This window comes from Collinsella aerofaciens (assembly GCF_040910185.1).
Lineage (GTDB): Bacteria > Actinomycetota > Coriobacteriia > Coriobacteriales > Coriobacteriaceae > Collinsella > Collinsella aerofaciens_BF.
In genome coordinates this window covers 160093-178405 of record NZ_JBDGBA010000001.1, presented here as the reverse complement: position 1 = coordinate 178405, position 18313 = coordinate 160093, and the positions used below count along the sequence as shown (strand labels likewise).

Genomic DNA, 18313 nt, shown 5'->3' with positions numbered 1-18313 from the left:
TGTGGATGGCTTCTAGTGAAGACTTAAACACCAGACTAAGAAAAGGTTATCGAGCCATTGGGACTGCAGCATTCGCCCATCGCAAGACGTTACTCGTTCAAATTGGGACGCTCCACATCCTATGAAATGGTTAATGCGGAGCGTCCCTAGAACTCTGTCTTCTGTTACCTAATAGTAGAGTTCGATATACGAATACGCCTTATCAAAAAGAGCCTGGTCTTTGAGCTTATAGCGCATCCACAGAATGGCACGGAGCTGTTTTTTAACCTCTTTCACGCCAGCCGTGGTAGCTTGCCAGCCGTCGAAGCGAGTTATCTTAACGATCTCGTCAATGTCATTGACGATGTTCTCGACGATGATAGGCGTGTCGCCGTTCTTGATGCCGTTAAAGAGCTCAGTGAGAGCAGCCTTTCCCTTGTCCTCCTCTTCCTCGGGCACGACTTCCTTTTCGGCGGCTCGTGCTTCTTTGGCGAGGTCGATGAGCATCTTGAGGAACTCGACGCTGTTGATGAGACCTTGCTCGTGACGTTCCCTCAGGTCCTCCAGGCGCTCGCCGAGCTTCTGGAACTTGCCATTCTTATCGTGCCTGCGGATTCGGGCGACGAGATCTATCTCCAGCTTACGCGTGATCTTCTCGGTATTGCTCTTGTCGTTGATGAAGTGCTCGATCATGTCCTCGTCGAGCTCAAGGATGTCGTCATCGTCTCGGACTCTCTCGACGGTGATGTTCTCGTGCACGAGCTCGATTGTCTTGGGCCCGAGCGCTGCCCAGATGAGCTTCCCGCGATTGTCTACCGGTCTCACGGAATCGTAGACCTGCGAGAGCCAGATGAAATCGGGCTTGTAGGGATTGAGACATGCGTCGGGCGAAAGGGCTTCCCACGCTCTGTTCAAGACCGAGAAGTCGGCCCCAAACTGGTCTTTCACCTTTGTCGTTGGCAGGCATTGTTGAGCTTCGAGAAGGGACTCCCAATCCGCGCTGCGGCGGTCTCTGACCGTTGAGAAGTACTCAAGACAGCAATGCATAAGCCCGGGTAGCTCGGCCTTTACCTCGTCGATGTTGGTTATAACCTTCTGCACCTCGGCCTCGTCGAAGTGCAGAGACTTGGCGACGTTGTCGAAGAGGCCGATATAGTCGACAATGAGACCGAATGTCTTCTTGTCGTTGTAGACGCGGTTGGTTCGACAGATTGCCTGCAACAGCGTGTGGTCGCGCAAGGGCTTGTCAAGGTACTGAGTTTGCAGGATGGGCGCATCGAACCCCGTGAGCAGCTTTGCAGTGACGATGAGAATCTTGAGTGGATCGTCCGGGTCGCGGAAACGGTCAAGGAGCTTTTCTTCGGCATCGCGATCGCGACGATATGCCTTGTACCGGTCCTCCTTGTCGTTGTTCGTGTCCATGACGATGGTGACTGCATCAGCGCCCAAGAGCTTGTCGAGCTCCTCCTTATACAGCAGGCAGCACTCTCGGTCGTAGCAGACTACCTGCGCCTTGAAGCCGTCGGGCTCAACCTTCGATTTGAAGTGTTTGGCAATGTGTTCACACACCTTGTGAATGCGGTCGGGGGCCTTCATGACGGCTTCGATCTTGACGCGCCTGGTGAGTTCCGCCTTGTCCTCTTTGCTGAGGTCTCGGGTCATTTCGTCAAAGGCGGCGTTCACGACCTCTTGGTTGACGTGGAGCTCGACGGGAACGGTTTCAAAATGGAGCGGCAATGTGGCGTGGTCGCGGATGGAGTCGGCGAAGGAATAGCGGCTCATGTAGCCGGACTTGTCCTCTTTGGCACCGAAGGTGTGGAACGTGTTCTTGTCGGTTCGGTTGATGGGCGTGCCGGTCAAGCCGAAGAAGAAGGCGTTTGGCAAGGCGAGTCGCATCTTCTCGCCGAGGTCGCCCTCTTGGGTGCGGTGCGCCTCGTCGACCATGAGGATGATGTTCTCGCGCTCGTTGAGCGTCCCCGCAACCTCGCCGAATTTGAAGATGGTGGTGATGAGGACCTTTCTCATGTCCTGCTTGAAGAAGGACTCAAGCTCCTCCTTGCTGCCGGCGCTTGCGAGGTTGGGGATATCGGATGCGTTGAAGGTCCCTGTGATCTGGGTCTCGAGGTCGATTCGGTCATCCACGATGACGACGGTCGGGTTCTTGAGTTCGGGGACCATGCGCAGCTTCTGGGCGGCGAATACCATGAGCAGTGACTTTCCTGAGCCCTGGAAATGCCAAATGAGGCCACACTTCGGGTATCCTGCGCGGACGCGGTCCACGATGAGGTTCGCGCCCTCGAACTGTTGGTAGCGACAGATCAGCTTGATGCGTCGATGCTTCTTGTCGGTGGCGAAGAGCGTGAAGAACTGGAAGATGTCCATGACGTTCGAGGGGGTGAGCATGGATGCCATGCTTCTCTTGACGTCGGCAAGTGTGCCCTCGCTCTTCTTGTCGCCCTCATGCCAGGGTCCCCACATCTCGGGAGGCATGTTCACCGACCCGTAGCGATAGCATTTTCCTTCGCTGGCGAAGTTGATGGCGCTACAGACGAACATCTGCGGGATGCTCTTCTCATATTTAGCGATGTCGCCAGCGCCGTCGAGCCAGGTTATCGAATCGCGCACCGGCGTCTTGAGCTCGCCGATGACGAGCGGAAATCCATTGACAAGAAGGACGAGGTCGAGGCGCTTGCCGCCCTGTTCCTGGGGGTAGACCCACTGGTTGGTGACGATGTACTCGTTTTTGTCAAGATCGCCGTCCGCCGCCGTGCCAAAGAAGCGGATGGGGACCATGCGGCCGTCTTTGCCGTAGGGGAATGAGTTCTCCTCGATGACGAGCTTTTTGAACCGCTCGTTGGTGGAGACCAGGTTCTGCGGACTTGTGGACTGAATGAGGGCCCTGAGTCGGTAGATGATCTCGTCGGCGCGATCGGGGTCTTCTGCAATCTCCGGGTTAAGCCTGATGAGGGCGTCCTTGACCATGGGCTCGACCATGACGTCGGCATGGCGGCGCGGGAGGTCTTCGGCAGCCACGTATCTCCAGCCAAGGCTGGCAAGCGCCTCGACGCTCATTTGCTCGATGGTGTTGTCCTCGTTAAACATTTCCGAGCCCTAACTCCTGGTTCAAGATTTTCTTCGTCGTGGCGTTTAGCTCATCGAGGGCCTTTTGTACGGCAAATTTCGATTTGTCGACCTGGGCGACGAAGTCGGCGAACTCCTGTTGGAGCTCGAGCGGAGGAACCGGAACCGGCAGCCTTGCCAGCTGAGTTTTAGGGATGTTGACCATGGATTTTGCCGATCCGTGGGCCATGCCTTGAATTAAATCGAGGCCACGGTCACTTCTCATGTACGCAAGTAAATACAGCGCGTTGACATCCTTCGGTTTCATACGAAAGACGAGATCGGGAAACATAAGGCCCCTCACTTCGTTTGGAACATAAACGGTTGTGCCAACTAGCTCAGGCGTATTTTTGCGTGCAAACAAGAGGTCACCCTTTTCGACCTCTTTTATAGACATGAAGTTGTCTTTAGAAATCACTTTGTTTTCGGAGGCGACAAAAGTACCTGAAGATAGCGCGCTCAGCTTAAGGACCCCAAAACCACCAACTCCTCGTGGGCCTTCTCCGCAATTCATACTTTTACCGGTATCAATGGAATCAACGCACTCCGATAGGGGCTTGAAACCCCATTTCTCATCCCCAAACATTTCGACAAATTGTGATTTGACGACGTCATCGCAGGCTGTAAGCAGCTGCCTGTAGTGAGACCTCGTTTCTTGTGCGGTCCAGAGTATGTCGGCAAGATCTTCTTGCTTAGCGATGCTGGGAAGCTCGAATTCAAATTGCGAAAGGCTCTGCCACTTGACTCTTGGCGAGAGGGAGCCTGCCGAATTGGTGACGGCGTGCTCGAATAGGGCGTCGTTCTGGATGATGAACGGGAGCAGCCTCGGAGAGAGGTTGTCCTTGGGGGCGATGACGGTGATGTCTCCAGAGCAGATTCCGTCGAATGGGGCGACGGCCGCTTTGCGCAGGTAGGCCCTGCGACGCCCGAACAGCACCTGCCCCTTTGAGAAAGCCTTAGTGAAGGTGGTCTCGACACCTTCGTCCCAATGGGCGAGTTCGACTTCGCCGGGGTCCAGATGCTCAAGGCCGACCGTCGGCAGTTCTTGGTCTACAGGGACCTTCTGTTTGATTTCGCGGGCCACATCGCCCAGGCAAACGTGGGTCATGTTACTCACCATCGTTTTCATGCAATTTCGCAGCAATAATATCGAGCAGGGACGCGGCCTCTGTGGAGGCGGCTCTCCAGCTTTCTACCGTCTCCTCGATGCTTCTGTCGTCAGCATTTTCATCATTGGAGGGCTTCACGTACAGAGGGATGGAGAGCGAGAAGGCGTTGCCCTCGAGCTCACTAAACGATGCGTGGGATGAGAACCCTTCGATGTCCTCGTCAGATCGGTAGGCATCGACGATTCTCTTGATGTGTTGAGGCTCAAGGTAGCTTTGCGCGTTCTTGCGGGTTACCTCGGCAGAGGCATCTACGAACAGTATTTTCTTGCTTCGATTCGGCGCTTTCTCGCTGCGGCAGATGAGGATGCAGGCCTCCATGGGCGAGTTGAAGAAGAGGTTTGCGCCGAGTCCGATGACCGCCTCAACGAGATCGCTTCTCACGAGCCTTTCGCGCATCTCCGATTCCTCGTTGCGGAAGAGTACGCCATGGGGGAGGAGAATGGAGCACCTGCCTGTGTGTGGGTCCATACTCTTGAGGATGTGCTGTATGAAGGCGTAGTCTGCTCGTCCCTGCGGCGGGGTGCCGAGGAAGTTGCGGCCGTAGGGGTCCGACGCGAACGCCTCGCGGTCCCATTGTTTGATCGAGTAGGGAGGGTTAGCGAGTACCATATCGAAGGTGCGCAGCTTTCCCGCCTCGAGGAAGGCTGGGTGCCGTAGCGTGTCGTCGTTTGCGATTTCGAAGTCCTCGACGCCGTGCAGGAATAGGTTCATGCGTCCGATGGCGGAGGATAGCTGGTTGATCTCCTGTCCGTAGGCGTGAACATTGCGCCATTCCTCTCCGTGCTGTTTGAGGTGGGCAATGGAGGAGATGAGCATGCCGGCGCTGCCGCAGGTGGGGTCGTAGATGGACTCGCCGGGCCTGGGCTGGAGGATTTCGGTCATTAGGTGGACGACCGTGCGATTGGTGTAGAACTCTTGAGCGGTGTGTCCAGAATCGTCCGCAAACTTCTTGATGAGGTACTCGTAGCCCTGGCCGAGCTCGTCCTCGGGGCAATTGGCGATGGAGAGCGTTATAGCGCTGAAGTGCTCGATGAGGTCCTTGAGCAGGCGGTCGGGAAGTCGTTTCTTGTTAGTCCAGGCGGCGTCGCCGAAGATACCACGCAGCTTGGAACCGTTGGCCGTCTCGATGGCGCGGAAGGCGCCCACGATGGCCTTACCGATGTTTTCCGTGGCCTCGCGGACATCGCACCAGTGGGCGCCGTCCGGGATTGCGAAGCTGTGATTCTCGGGAAGGGCGGCGAACTCCGCATCTCCGTCAGAGGCTTCCAATGCCTCGGCGGTCTCCTCGTCGTAAACATCTGAGAGGCGCTTGAAGAATAGCAGCGGGAATATGTACTGCTTGTACGAGCCGGCATCGATGTAGGTGCGCAGCAGAACCGCCGCGTTCCATAGATGGTTGTTCAGCTCTTCCTGGGGGATTCTACTCTCCATCGACATAGCCTCCCTTTGAGAGCAGCTCAAGGAGCTTCTCCTCGGACTTCCTCGTCTGGCGAAGGAGGTCGTAGAAACGTTTCCTGGTTTCCGCCGGCGGCTCGATCTCCTCGCGCCTTCTTTCGACGTAATTGTTCGCCGAGAGCACGTAACCCTCGCGCTCTATATCATCGAGCGTCGCGATGGCGCACTTCTCTACGACGGGTTCGTAGGATTGATAGAGGGAGAGCATCTCCTGAGCGTTCTCCTCCGTGATCATGTTCTGCGCGCGCTGGGCGGTGAAGATCTCGGTACCGTCGATGATGCAGACGCGGCCCCGATGCGCCGGAGGCTTGTCATTCCGGAGGAACAGCACGCAGGCGGAGACGCCGGTGCTGTAGAAGACGCCGCTCGCGAGCGAGATCACTGCCTCGACCTTGTCTGACTTGAGCAACTCCTTGCGGATGGCACCCTCCTTGCCGCCGTGGAACAGTGCGCCCTGGGGCAGCACTACGGCGCAGCGACCGCTCTTCTCGTCCATGGAGCAGACCATATGCTGCACCCATGCGAAGTCCGCCGACTTGTCGGTGGGGACACCCCAGATGTTGCGGCCCCATGGGTCCGAGGAGAACTCTGCGGATCCCCAGTTCTTAAGGGAGAAGGGTGGATTGGCGAGGACGCAGTCGAACGACCTGAGGGTGTTCCCGGCAAGGAAGGCGGGCTCGCGCAGGGTGTCGCCCTGGGCGATGCGGAAGTCCTTCGCGCCGTGGAGATACAGGTTCATTCGCGCTATGGCGGACGTGCTGAGGTTCTTCTCTTGGCCATAGAGCTTTCCGTAAGCTAGCTTGGAGTTGTCCATCTGCCGCACGGCTTCGATGAGCATACCGCCCGTGCCGCAGGCGGGGTCATAGACGGTCTCGCCAGGTTTCGGCTCAAGCAGGGAGACCATCATCTTGACGATTTCGCGCGGGGTGTAGAACTCGCCGGCGTTCTTCTTCTGCATGTCGGCGAACTTCTTGATCAGGTATTCGTAGGCGTCGCCCATCATGTCGGCGCTGTAGTTTCTGTTGCCGAACTTCTTTGCTGAGAAGTGCTCGACGAGGTCCTTCAGGCGCTCGTCGGAGAGCTTGCCTTTGTCTGTCCAGCTCGCATCGTCGAAGCTACTGAAGAGGCCGCTGAGGGTATCGGGGTTGGCTCGTTCGATTCCTACCATGGCGTCTACGATTGCCTTGCCGACGTTTGCGCCGGTGTTGCGCACGTCCTGCCAATGGCAGCCGTCCGGCACCGCGAAGCTGTGGTTTTCGGGCAGGGCGGCGTAGTCTTCGTCTCCGTCCGACATCTCTAGAGCTTCGGTGGTCTCCTCGTCGTAGACGTCGGAGATGCGCTTGAAGAAGAGCAACGGTGTGATGTAGCTCTTGTACTCGTCCTGGTTGATGGGGCCACGCAGGATATCGCAGGCTCCGAGTAAGTGGTTTCCCAGCTCGGATTTACTTATCGGTTCTTCAGTCATTCAGGTACCTATGAGCTCAAAAATACAAATTACAGCCCTTGTGATTATACCGTCATATTTGCCGAGATAAATGAGCTGAGCATCGCCGCCCATTCAGACATCCTGCGTCTGTAAATCACAATTTAGCGGCCGGAGGTGCGCAGCGTGACAAGGTATAGGTTCGACCAAATAGCAGAGAACAGCACCGCGAAGAAGAAACCCGAGGACAGCGACCGCGAGCGATATGTCGGCCTCGAGCACCTAGACCCCGGCACGCTCGAAGTGACCCGCTGGGGTGCCGAGGTGACGCCGAAGGGCGGCAAGCTCCTCATGGAGAGGGGCGACGTGTTGTTCGGTCGTCGCAGGGCCTACCAGAAGAAGGTCGGCATCGCCCCGTTCGACGGCATCTTCTCGGCGCATGGCATGGTGCTGCGCCCGAGAACCGACGTTGTCGATCCGGACTTCTTCCCGTTCTTCATTAGCTCGGACGTGTTTCTCGATGAGGCCATCCGCGTCTCCGTGGGCTCGCTCTCGCCGACGGCGAACTGGAAGGACCTCAGGGTCCTGGAGTTCAGCCTGCCGACGTTGGATAAGCAACGCGAGCTTGCCGGCATCCTCTCTGAGGCCGAGCAGCTCAAGGGGTGTTACCGCGGCTTGCTTGCCACCTGCGACGACATCGTCAAATCACAATTTGTCGAGATGTTCGATAAGCCTGGCATTCCGATAAAACATCTTGAAGACATAGCTGATATTCAGGGCGGGATTACAAAGAACAAAAAACGAGAAGCCATGAAGTTGCAGCTTCCATACCTTCGTGTCGCCAATATTCTCCCCAATGAACTTGACCTAACGGAAGTGAAGACCATTGGACTGACGGAACAGGAGTATGAAGCCGTTAGGCTAATATCCGGCGACTTGTTAATTGTTGAGGGTAATGGCAGCGATACACAAATAGGAAGATCGGCAATTTGGAATGGTCAAATTGATCCTTGCGTCCATCAGAATCACCTAATCCGAGTTCGCCTAAGAGACGAGGCCCTCCCGCTTTATGTTCAAACTTTCTTGTCGTCCTCCGAAGGAAGGAGACAAATCATGGCTAAAGCGGTCAATACCTCAGGTTTACACACCTTAAGTACCAGGAAAATTCGATCAATTGAGATTCCTGTGCCTCCGTTTTCCCTCCAGAGAGAATTCGCTGACTTCGCCACTTCGATCGACAAATCGAAATTTAAGTTAGGTACCTGCGGTGGGATGCTTTGACATTGCGCTGGTCGACCATTGCGTACCTTAATGTGGTGTCTATTTTTTTATGGCCAAGGAGCACCTGGACTTGTTCGATGGGCATTCCTTTGTCGATTGCCTTTGTGGCAAGCGTTCTTCTGAACTTATGAGGGTGGACCCTTCCTAAATCAAGCTCGCGCCCCAGTTTTCTAAGCAGCGCCTCGACGCCGCCAATTTGTAGCCTCTCGTGTGGCGCCTTGCTCGACACGAAGAGTGCTTCCGAGCTGTCCATTCGGGTTGACAGGTAATTCTCGATATGGACTTTAGTCTTTGCGTCAAAATAGACGATGCGGTCCTTATTTCCCTTGCCGTGTACGATGCACTCACGATTGATGGTGTCGACAGAGCTCCTGTCCAACGAGACAAGTTCGCCCACACGCATGCCCGTGGAGCGCAACAGGTCGATCAGGGCAAGGTTTCGGGGCGACCCGCAGTTATCACAAAGAATCTCAACGACTTCATCGCTATACGTTTCCTTAATGGGTTGTGGGGCCTTGACCCTTTTAATGCGTCTAACCGGACTCTTGATGATATGGTCTTCATCTTCGAGCCATGAGTAGAAGCTTGAGATGATTCTTCGGACATTGTCGACGGTGACGCGACTGACGCCGGCTTTTTGCTGATAGTCGGAAAGATAGGACCTAATCTCTTCGGTTCCCAGGTCGCAGGCTGGCGTGTCGAACGATTCAAGCAGTTTATTAATGGTTGCTTCGTAGTAGGCGACAGTCCTATCCGAGCAACCTTCGAGGCGTTTCGCGGACAGAAAAAGATCGAGGAATGATTTGTTGTCACTGTCGCCGCTGTTCTCAGCTAACTGGTTTTCATCGAAAAGGCAGTGCGATAAAACCTTTTTGAGCTGGCGGTTCTGCTGCGTGGTCAGGTAGGGGAGCATGAGGCGGGTAATTTCTCTAGCCGTTTTCGTGAGATCCATGGTGGCGTCCTTCCTTGCGCGGTGGGTGGCGCTATTTCCCTTTGTTTACCCGTGCGTTATGGAAGGGATGCCGGGTGGCACTTCCGCTAGGCAGCGTCAAGGGGACCCGTGAAACCCTGCGCAGGCCTCTGCATCACTCCGGTGCGGCTTTGCCTGCAAAGCGAGATGTTCAGAAGCGTTTTCTTAGCGGGGGATGTCTTTCGGATTCTTTTGATGGGGATGTGGAAACACTGATGAAGTTTACGAATAGCGAGGTTGAGGGGTTCGCCTGTGCCCATCGCCTCTCGTGTGCGGATGGATGGTGCCGGTGGTTGTTTGAGACTGCAGTCGCGCCGACGGGATTGGTTGGGGTCGGTACAAGGCGAGCACGCCCCATGCCGTTATGGTAGATGCATCTTTGTCGATAGAGCGCTCGATTAATCTACGCGGGAGCGCTGAGAAGATCTTCCAGCATCGGGTCTACCCCGGCGGCGACCATGCCCTCGATCAGGTGCTGGGCGTGGAACCGACCAACTGTCCATGCGATTTATGAAAGCGTCTGACAAGCGCGCTCCTTGATATCAAATGCAGCTTTGCTTAGAACGATTGCCTCTGCGATGTCGGCAAATACGTCGTGATCTCCCCATGTCTTACAGGCTTGTATCATGCCCTGGTCGATAGCATCCATAACAAAGGTGCCGGATCCGTCCGCAACGCACACGCCGTCGGCGAAGAGTTTCCAGCTGGACGGCTCACGCGAGTCGTTTCTGGGCAGCTTAATCTGTAGTACGTGCGGGCCGCCAGCAGCACAGAGCTCTTCCTCGAGCACCTGCACCGTAAAGCGCATCTGGTGGGAGAGGCTGCTCTTGACCATGGCCGAGGCATAGCCGCTCGGCTCGTCCAGAAGATGCATTCGTTTTGGCTTGGTTGCCAGGTTGTGGAAGTTGCGCTCACTGCGCACGGAGAAATTGTCCATACGGACTCCTTTCATCGATGTTGGCAGGGCCACCGTGCCTCTTGGCCGGTTGGCGTCGGGATCGTGGAGCCAACTCTCTACCCCGACTCTGGATAAAACGCGCCCGCTCCTTGCGGGCAAGAGAAAGTCTATCAACGTGTACGGACAGAAATCAAGCGCCGCCTGCGAAATGACGTGCAAGCGGCGCTTGATTTCGCCGGCTGCTGTTAGGCTTAAATTCGAAAAAGTGTCGAAATATCCCGTGTAAAAGTACGGAAAAGTGTCGTAATGCACACTTTAGAACTTCGAAAAAGTGTCGAAATGAGCACCTAACAACCGCGGAAAAGTGTATCCTAGTGCTAAAACAGCACGTAATAAGGGATGCACTTATGCTGCAGAGAAAAGCGAAAGCACAGTTTGAATCTTGGCTTGCCTCGTCGCCTAACAAGGCTCTTTTGGTCAAGGGCGCCCGACAGGTAGGAAAGTCATATCTGGTCAACGTCTTTGCAAACGAATCGTTCGAAAATGTCGTGACGTTCGACCTTATCGCCGACGCGTCCGTGCGTGATTCGTTTTTGGCGGCGAAAAGTGCGGATGACCTGCTTATGCGCATGTCTATCGCTGCGACGCAGCCGATGGTTGCGAACAAGACCGTCGTGGTTATCGACGAGGTGCAGCGATGCCCCAACGTGGTGACGTTTATCAAATACCTGGTCCAGCGCGGCGACTTTCGATACATCCTTACCGGATCGCTCCTTGGCGTTGAGCTCGAGGGCATCGATTCCCTGCCGGTGGGGTATGTCGAGCAGGTCCAGATGTACCCGCTCGACTTTGAAGAGTTTTGCTGGGCAAATGGCGTTGGTGCCAGCGTGTTTGACATGCTCAGGGGCTGTCTAAAGGATGAGGAGGAGCTCCCCGGCTACCTGTATGACCGCTTGCTCAATCTGTTCCATCAGTATGTGGTGGTGGGAGGCATGCCCGACGCGGTCAATTCCTTCTTGGCGACGCGCAATGTCGACGAGGTTCGAAACATCCACCGCGATCTTCACGCCCTGTATCGCGATGACATCGCAAAGTACGCTCCGCCCGAGCTACGCTTGGTTATTCGCGATATCTATGATTTGATTCCCAGCGAGGCCGGTTCAAAAAACAAGCGATTCAAGCTGTCGTCGATTAGCGGTGTTAAGCGTTTTTCGCAGGTGACAGACCATTTTCTTTGGCTTTCGGAGGCGGGTGTTGCGCTTCCCGTGTATAACGTGACAGCTCCGGTAGCGCCTCTTTTAATGGGGGAGCAGCGAAATCTGTTTAAGCTGTTTTACTTGGACACCGGAATGCTCATGTCCTCATATTCCAAGAAGGTTGCCCAAGGAGTTTTTGATGGAGAGGCAGAAGGCCCCTTTGGCATGAATATGGGGGCGGCATTCGAGGGCTTTGTCGCGCAAGAGCTCAAGGCCCACGGATTCAGATTGCGCTACTTTACGTCTAAAAAGGTCGGCGAGCTCGATTTTGTTGAGGAGACGCTCGATGGGGAAGTGCTTGCTATCGAGGTCAAATCGGGCAAGAGCTTTAAGTCCCACGCGGCGCTCGATAACGCACTGGCAACGAAGGGCTACGGAATCGATCGCGCCCTGGTACTTGCGGAATGTAATCTTCACCGCGATGGTGACGTGCTGTATCTACCCATCTTTATGACAGGGCTTTTGGAGCCGTAATGTGCCGCCGGCTCTTCCGGCCCTCCCTTAACCCTCGCTACTCGTCGTCCTCGTCGTTGGGGTCGCCCTTGAGGGTGTTGATGTCCAGGTACTGGTTATCGTCCTCTTTTTGCTGGGTCTCCGACTCCGCTTGGGTGGGGCCGCGGAACAGCTGGAATCCCTCAAACGCAATGACGCCGAGCAGGGCAATGACAATGGCGATAAAGGCAACCTTGACTGCCTGCGGAAATTCCGAGAAACGCAGCGCCTTTTCCTTGGCGTAATAATCGGCGAAGCGCTCTTCGCCCGTGCTTTTGGTATACGCCGGTGCGGACGCGGCCTCCGGGTCATATTCCGGTGCAGGCGTGGCAGCGTACGGATCGTTGAGATAATCGCTCGATGCGGTGCCATAATCCTCTGTCTCGATGCGACCGTTGCCAGCATAGTCATCGGAATAATCGGAATATGCCGCACCGCCCTCATAGTCCGCGGCGCCCGTGTTGGCGGCAAAAAGCGGGTTAACTGGAACATCGAGCGCCGGCATGCCGGTAGAGGTCTCATCCAGATCGGCTGCAGCCCAGGAATCGTGGGCAACCTGATGGGCAACGGGCTCATCGAGCCTTGTGACCGGAAGCTTGCGTGCCGCAGGAACAGGTAACTGCTGGGCGTTGTACATAACGGTGCTGTCGGCCGATTTGCCCTGCGTCGCTGCAGCGAGAAATGCCGCCGTCTCGGACGGGTCGCTTGCGGGGCGGGGAACGGGCGTGGGCGCCGAAGTGGGTGCGGGCGTAGGCGCGGGCGTCGAAACGGGCGACTGCGCAGGAGTCGGCGCAGATGCGGGCTTAGGCGCAAGTGTGGGATCGGGGCTTGACGGGCGAGCCCCGCCGCCCATGAGTTCGTCGGCGGTCCACGGGCGATCATCCATCACGTCGTCAAGGCTTAGCGAAAACAGGTCGTCTTCACCCTCATCGAACATGCGGTGCACATGTCCACCAATTGCCGGAATCAATCCGCGACCGGTGCATGATGCCTTGCTCAACGCCATTCTGTTCCATCCTTTCGAAATACTAATGACATCGATTATATGGAACTTCCCAAGCGGCCCGGTCTTGGATTCGTGCTTTCCAGAACTCGCACCCAAAAGGGGAGGGGCAATCCAGGCGAGTGCCTACTTGTCGCCGGCTGCCGCCTTGGCCTCATTGAGGTAGCTATAGAAGCTGTACTTTGAGATGCCAAAGAACTCGCAGGCGCGCTCGCTCGACTTGGAAATGAGGAAGGCGCCGCGACGGTCGAGGTAGCCAATGGCACGAATACGCTCGTCTTTGGTCATGAGTGCCGCGGGCTTGCCCACAAACTGCTCGCACTCGTGCAGCAGGTCCTCGAGCAGGTCGCCGATGTTCTTGGTAATGGGCTCGGGCTCGGTATAGCCCGTGCCGCCGGTGCCGGTAAAGGCGTCGAGCGAACGCTCAAAAGCCTTCATGAGCGTAATGTCAAAGTTGATGCCCAAAATGCCGACGGGCTTGCCCTCGTCGTTGCGGATAAAGATGGTAGAGGACTTGAGCAGCTTGCCATCGGTGGTTTTGGTGAGGTATGGCTCGCGGTCGTGCACGTCGGTGGTGCCCTCGTGCATGGACTCAAACACGATATGGCTGGGGCCGTCACCCAGTTTGCGCCCGCTGACGTGGCCGTTTTCGATCACTACGATGGAGTGGTCCACGTCCTCGGTCTCTAGGTCGTGGACGACGACTTCGCAGTTGGGGCCAAATTGGAGCGCCAGGCCGTGTGCTAGGCGCTTGTAAAACTCAATCTGTGCGGGGGTCATGGGTGCCTTCCTAAAAATTAGTTTGGGCACACTTTGCCATAAACCACACTTGACCGCAAATAACGAAAGCGTCGCTGCGTTGTGTGACCGTTCGGCGGCGAAAAAGTACCGATTACGGCAACAAACAATTCGTTAGGTATGCCAATCAAAAAGTGTGGTAGAACATTACTAACAAACTTTTTGTTTGGCATCCACATAAAAGTTCAGCCGTGTGAATGGGATCGCGCTGAAACGCGTATGCGGGGGCCGGCAAGAGAGAACTTAAGGAGTTCACCGTATGGCCGATAAGATCCAGTGGGCGGGCAACACGATGCCCAAGAGCGATGACAAGCACTTGGGAATCATGAGTCTCGACCACGTGAAGAAGGCCCGCGCCTTCCACCAGTCGTTCCCTCAATATACCGTCACTCCGCTTGCCCGTCTGGACGGTCAGGCTGCGCGCCTGGGCCTGTCCAACCTGTGCGTTAAGGACGAGAGCTATCGCTTTGGCCTCAACGCCTTTAAGGTCCTGGGCGGCTCGTTTGCCATGGCCAACTACATTGCCGACGAGACCGGCAAGGACGTTGCCGAGTGCACCTTCGATTACCTGACTTCCGATCAGCTTGCCAAGGACTTTGGCCAGGCTACCTTCTTTACCGCCACCGACGGCAACCATGGCCGCGGCGTGGCATGGGCTGCCAACAAGCTGGGCCAGAAGGCTGTCGTGCACATGCCCAAGGGTTCCACCAAGCCCCGCTTCGATAACATCGCCGCCGAGGGCGCCACGGTGACCATCGAAGAGGTCAACTACGACGAGTGCGTGCGCATGGCCGCCGCCGAGGCCGATGCCTGCGAGCGCGGTGTCATCGTTCAGGACACCGCCTGGGAGGGCTACGAGAAGATCCCGTCCTGGATCATGGAGGGTTACGGCACCATGGCCTCCGAGGCTGCCGAGCAGCTGCGCGAGATGGCCATCAACCGCCCGACGCACGTGTTTGTCCAGGCTGGCGTGGGTTCGCTCGCCGGCGCCGTGGTGGGCTACTTCACCAACCTGTATCCCGATAACCCGCCGACCTTTGTTGTGGTCGAGTGCGCGCCTGCCGCCTGCCTGTACAAGGGCGCTGCCGCCGGCGATGGCGATCCGCGTATCGTGGACGGCGACATGCCTTCCATCATGGCCGGCCTGTGCTGCGGCGAGCCCAACATCTTGGGCTGGGATATCCTGCGCAACCACGCCACCGCCTTCGTGTCCTGCCCCGACTGGGTCACCGCTCGCGGCATGCGCACCCTGGGCGCTCCCGAGAAGGGCGACCCGCGCGTCATCTCCGGTGAGTCCGGCGCTGTGACCACCGGCCTGGTCGAGACCCTCATGCTCGATCCCGAGTACGCCGAGCTCAAGGAACTCATCGGCCTGGACAAGACGAGCTCCGTGCTCTGCTTCTCCACCGAGGGCGATACGGATCCCGACCAGTATCGCCGTATTGTTTGGGAAGGCGAATATCCCACTTGCTAATCGTTGGGGCGGAGTAAATAGGTATCGCTCCGCCACCTCACAGGTAGATTCCTTCGTTTGAAAGGTTATGAACAATGGCTAAAGAACTCGATTTCGACGCTATCAAGGCCGCTGCTGAGTCTCACCGTGCTGATATGACTCGCTTCCTGCGCGCTATGATCTCCCATCCCTCTGAGTCCTGCGAGGAGGGCGAGGTTGTCGCCTGCATCAAGGCCGAGATGGAGAACCTTGGCTATGACGAGGTCAAGGTCGACGGCCTGGGCAACGTCATGGGCTTTATGGGCGAGGGCGACAAGATCATCGCCATCGACTCCCATATCGACACCGTCGGCATCGGCAACATCGAGAACTGGGACGCCGATCCCTATGAGGGCTACGAGACCGACGAGATCATCTACGGCCGCGGCGGCTCCGACCAGGAGGGCGGCATGGCTTCTGCTACCTACGCTGCCAAGATGATGAAGGACATGGGCCTCATCCCCGAGGGCTACAAGATCATGGTCGTCGGCACCGTCCAGGAAGAGGACTGCGACGGCATGTGCTGGCAGTACATCTACAACAAGGACGGCATTAAGCCCGAGTTCGTCATTTCCACCGAGCCCACCGACGGCGGCATCTACCGCGGTCACCGCGGCCGCATGGAGATCCGCGTCGACGTTCACGGCACCTCCTGCCACGGCTCCGCTCCCGACCGCGGCGACAACGCCATTTACAAGATGGCCGACATCATCGCCGACGTCCGCGCCCTCAACAACAACGGCTGCGACGAGTCGACCGACATCAAGGGTCTCGTCAAGATGCTCGACCCCAAGTACAACCCCGAGCACTTCGAGGATGCCCGCTTCCTGGGCCGCGGCACCTGCACCGTCAGCCAGATCTTCTACACCAGCCCCAGCCGTTGCGCTGTCGCTGACTCCTGCGCCATCTCCATCGACCGTCGTATGACCGCCGGTGAGACCTGGGAGTCCTGCCTGGACGAGATCCGCAACCTGCCGGCCGCCAAGAAGTACGGCGACGACGTGAAGGTCTCCATGTACATGTACGACCGTCCGTCCTGGACCGGCGAGGTCTACGAGACCGAGGCTTACTTCCCCACGTGGATCAACAAGGAGACCGCTCCGCACGTCAAGGCCCTCGTCGACGCCCACAAGGCCATGTTCGGTGACGAGCGCATCGGCTGCGAGCCCAGCATGGACAAGCGCACCGGTCGCCCGCTGTGCGACAAGTGGACCTTCTCCACGAACTGCGTTTCCATCCAGGGCCGCTACGGCATCCCCTGCGTGGGCTTTGGCCCGGGTGCCGAGTCTCAGGCTCATGCTCCCAACGAGGTCACCTACAAGGACGACCTGGTCACCGCTGCCGCCATGTATGTGGCTGCCCTGAACCTCTACGATCCGAGCCAGGCCGATGGCGACGCCACCGTGTTCCGCGCCGGTCTGACCAACAACAAGATCGACTAGTCCCATTCCTCGATTTTGTTGAGCCGGGGACAGTTTATGCCCCCGGCGCCTCCTGTTGACTTGGGGCCCGCGGTCGTTATCTCCCATGCTTCCTCAACGGTGGCGGGTCCTCGTCATGGTGCTCTGCATGTTCTAGCCACACGCGCATGCCGGAGCACATCTACTCACTGCGATCGTTTCATCTTTAGAAAGGACATTTCCATGGACGCTAAGTTTACCGAGCTCGTCGAGCAGCTGAACGGCCTCGATTTTAAGGGTATGTACGGCAGCGACTTCCTGCACACCTGGGACAAGACCACCGATGAGCTCAAGGCTCTCTACATCATCGCCGACGCCCTGCGCGAGCTGCGCGAGAACAACGTCTCGTCCAAGATCTTCGACTCGGGTCTGGCCGTCTCCCTGTTCCGCGACAACTCCACCCGTACGCGTTTCTCCTTCTCTAAGGCCGCCAACCTGCTCGGCCTTGAGCTGCAGGACCTGGACGAGAAGAAGTCCCAGATCGCTCACGGCGAGACCGTCCGCGAGACCGCTACCATGATCTCCTTCATGGCCGACGTCATCGGCATCCGCGACGACATGTACATCGGCAAGGGCGACGCCTACATGGCCGAGGTCTCCGAGTCCGTGCAGCAGGCTTACGAGGACGGCGTTCTGGATCACCGTCCCACGCTCATCTCCCTGCAGTCCGATTCCGACCACCCCACGCAGTCCTCTGCCGACATGCTCTACCTCATCAACGAGTTTGGCGGCCTTGAGAACCTCAAGGGCAAGAAGGTTGCCGTCACCTGGGCTTATTCGCCCTCTTACGGCAAGCCGCTGTCCTGCCCGCAGTCGCTGATCAGCCTGCTGCCCCGCTTTGGCATGGATGTCACCCTGGCCCACCCCGAGGGCTACGACCTCATGCCCGAGGTCGTCGAGCGCGCCAAGGGCTATGCCGCCGAGTCCGGCACCACCTTTAAGCAGGTCAACACCATGGCCGAGGCCTTCGAGGGCGCCGACATCGTGATCCCCAAGAGCTGGGCTCCGTTTGCCGCCATGGAGAAGCGTACCAACCTGTACGCCGAGGGCGACGACGCCGGCATCGCAGCGCTCGAGAAGGAGCTGCTCGCCCAGAACGCCACCCATCAGGACTGGTGCTCCACGACCGAGCTCATGGAGAAGACTGCCAACGGCCAGGACACCATCTTTATGCACCCGCTGCCCGCCGACATCTCCGGTGTCTCCTGCGAACACGGCGAGGTTAACGCCGACGTCTTCGACATGCACCGCGTGGGCATGTACAAGGAGGCCAGCTACAAGCCGTACGCCATCGCTGCCATGATGTTCCTGCAGAAGGTTGCCGATCCCGCCGCTACCCTCAAGGCCCTCGACGAGCGCAACACCGCCCGTTGGCTCCAGGCCTAAAGCCGGGCTGAGGTAAGCCATGTAAAGGGGGCGCTCTGCCAACTGGCGGGGTGCCCCTATTTTGCATCGCGGGCGTGCGGGATAAGCGCTTTCGATGTGGATGCCCGCGGCGCGAGTTATGGGTACGATGG

13 protein-coding genes and 1 riboswitch are annotated in these 18313 nt (G+C 57.4%); of the genes, 5 read left to right on the top strand and 8 right to left on the bottom strand.

The genetic code is table 11. From position 1 onward, the window contains the following. Nucleotides 1-168: 168 nt before the first annotated feature. Genes AB5Z54_RS00725 through AB5Z54_RS00710 form a run of 4 tightly spaced genes read right to left on the bottom strand, consistent with a single transcriptional unit; the run spans nucleotide 169 to nucleotide 7188 of the window. On the bottom strand, nucleotides 169-3081 hold the full coding sequence (locus AB5Z54_RS00725; RefSeq protein ID WP_368135032.1) for a type I restriction endonuclease subunit R: 2913 nt from the start codon (nucleotides 3079-3081) through the stop codon (nucleotides 169-171). Then, nucleotides 3074-4207, bottom strand: coding sequence for a restriction endonuclease subunit S (locus AB5Z54_RS00720; protein WP_271748016.1), 1134 nt, complete (start codon nucleotides 4205-4207; stop codon nucleotides 3074-3076). Before AB5Z54_RS00720 ends, AB5Z54_RS00725 begins: the two co-directional genes overlap by 8 nt. Before the next feature lies 1 nt (nucleotide 4208). After that, nucleotides 4209-5699, bottom strand: a complete 1491-nt coding sequence (locus tag AB5Z54_RS00715) for a type I restriction-modification system subunit M (protein WP_195232266.1) — start codon at nucleotides 5697-5699, stop codon at nucleotides 4209-4211. Next, a complete protein-coding gene (locus AB5Z54_RS00710; RefSeq protein WP_195232264.1) occupies nucleotides 5689-7188 on the bottom strand; it encodes a type I restriction-modification system subunit M in 1500 nt (499 codons plus the stop codon). The genes AB5Z54_RS00715 and AB5Z54_RS00710 overlap by 11 nt, the downstream gene beginning before the upstream one ends. A 144-nt stretch (nucleotides 7189-7332) precedes the next feature. Between AB5Z54_RS00710 and AB5Z54_RS00705 the strand changes: the two genes are divergently transcribed. Beyond that, nucleotides 7333-8427, top strand: coding sequence for a restriction endonuclease subunit S (locus AB5Z54_RS00705; RefSeq protein ID WP_368159681.1), 1095 nt, complete (start codon nucleotides 7333-7335; stop codon nucleotides 8425-8427). Here the strand turns inward: AB5Z54_RS00705 and xerA are convergent. Both xerA and AB5Z54_RS00695 read right to left on the bottom strand, forming a co-directional pair. After that, a complete protein-coding gene (xerA, locus tag AB5Z54_RS00700; RefSeq protein ID WP_195232258.1) occupies nucleotides 8396-9379 on the bottom strand; it encodes a site-specific tyrosine recombinase/integron integrase in 984 nt (327 codons plus the stop codon). The genes AB5Z54_RS00705 and xerA overlap by 32 nt on opposite strands. Before the next feature lie 526 nt (nucleotides 9380-9905). Further along, nucleotides 9906-10334: a hypothetical protein gene (locus AB5Z54_RS00695; RefSeq protein WP_368135030.1), complete on the bottom strand. Its 429-nt coding sequence runs from the start codon at nucleotides 10332-10334 to the stop codon at nucleotides 9906-9908. Nucleotides 10335-10342: 8 nt separating this feature from the next. After that, nucleotides 10343-10433: riboswitch (SAM riboswitch) on the bottom strand. 269 nt (nucleotides 10434-10702) lie between these two features. Here AB5Z54_RS00695 and AB5Z54_RS00690 point away from each other — a divergent pair. Further along, nucleotides 10703-12025 carry an ATP-binding protein gene (locus AB5Z54_RS00690; protein WP_368135029.1) on the top strand — a complete coding sequence of 441 codons (1323 nt, stop codon included), beginning with the start codon at nucleotides 10703-10705 and terminating at the stop codon, nucleotides 12023-12025. 37 nt (nucleotides 12026-12062) lie between these two features. Here the strand turns inward: AB5Z54_RS00690 and AB5Z54_RS00685 are convergent, their stop codons facing one another. Continuing rightward, on the bottom strand, nucleotides 12063-13049 hold the full coding sequence (locus AB5Z54_RS00685; protein ID WP_368159678.1) for a hypothetical protein: 987 nt from the start codon (nucleotides 13047-13049) through the stop codon (nucleotides 12063-12065). 123 nt (nucleotides 13050-13172) lie between these two features. After that, a complete protein-coding gene (locus AB5Z54_RS00680; RefSeq protein ID WP_022094290.1) occupies nucleotides 13173-13826 on the bottom strand; it encodes a helix-turn-helix transcriptional regulator in 654 nt (217 codons plus the stop codon). A gap of 277 nt (nucleotides 13827-14103) precedes the next feature. On the opposite strand from AB5Z54_RS00680, the gene dpaL reads away from it, so the two are divergent. The 3 genes from dpaL to ygeW all read left to right on the top strand — a co-directional run bounded on the left by dpaL (nucleotide 14104) and on the right by ygeW (nucleotide 18182). After that, the gene (gene dpaL / locus AB5Z54_RS00675; protein WP_118266260.1) at nucleotides 14104-15318 is read left to right on the top strand and encodes a diaminopropionate ammonia-lyase; all 1215 of its coding nucleotides are present in this window, start codon (nucleotides 14104-14106) and stop codon (nucleotides 15316-15318) included. A gap of 74 nt (nucleotides 15319-15392) precedes the next feature. Next, nucleotides 15393-16778: a YgeY family selenium metabolism-linked hydrolase gene (locus AB5Z54_RS00670; protein ID WP_117821229.1), complete on the top strand. Its 1386-nt coding sequence runs from the start codon at nucleotides 15393-15395 to the stop codon at nucleotides 16776-16778. 201 nt (nucleotides 16779-16979) lie between these two features. Next, the gene (ygeW, locus tag AB5Z54_RS00665) at nucleotides 16980-18182 is read left to right on the top strand and encodes a knotted carbamoyltransferase YgeW (RefSeq protein WP_349074861.1); all 1203 of its coding nucleotides are present in this window, start codon (nucleotides 16980-16982) and stop codon (nucleotides 18180-18182) included. The last annotated feature ends 131 nt before the right edge of the window (nucleotides 18183-18313 follow it).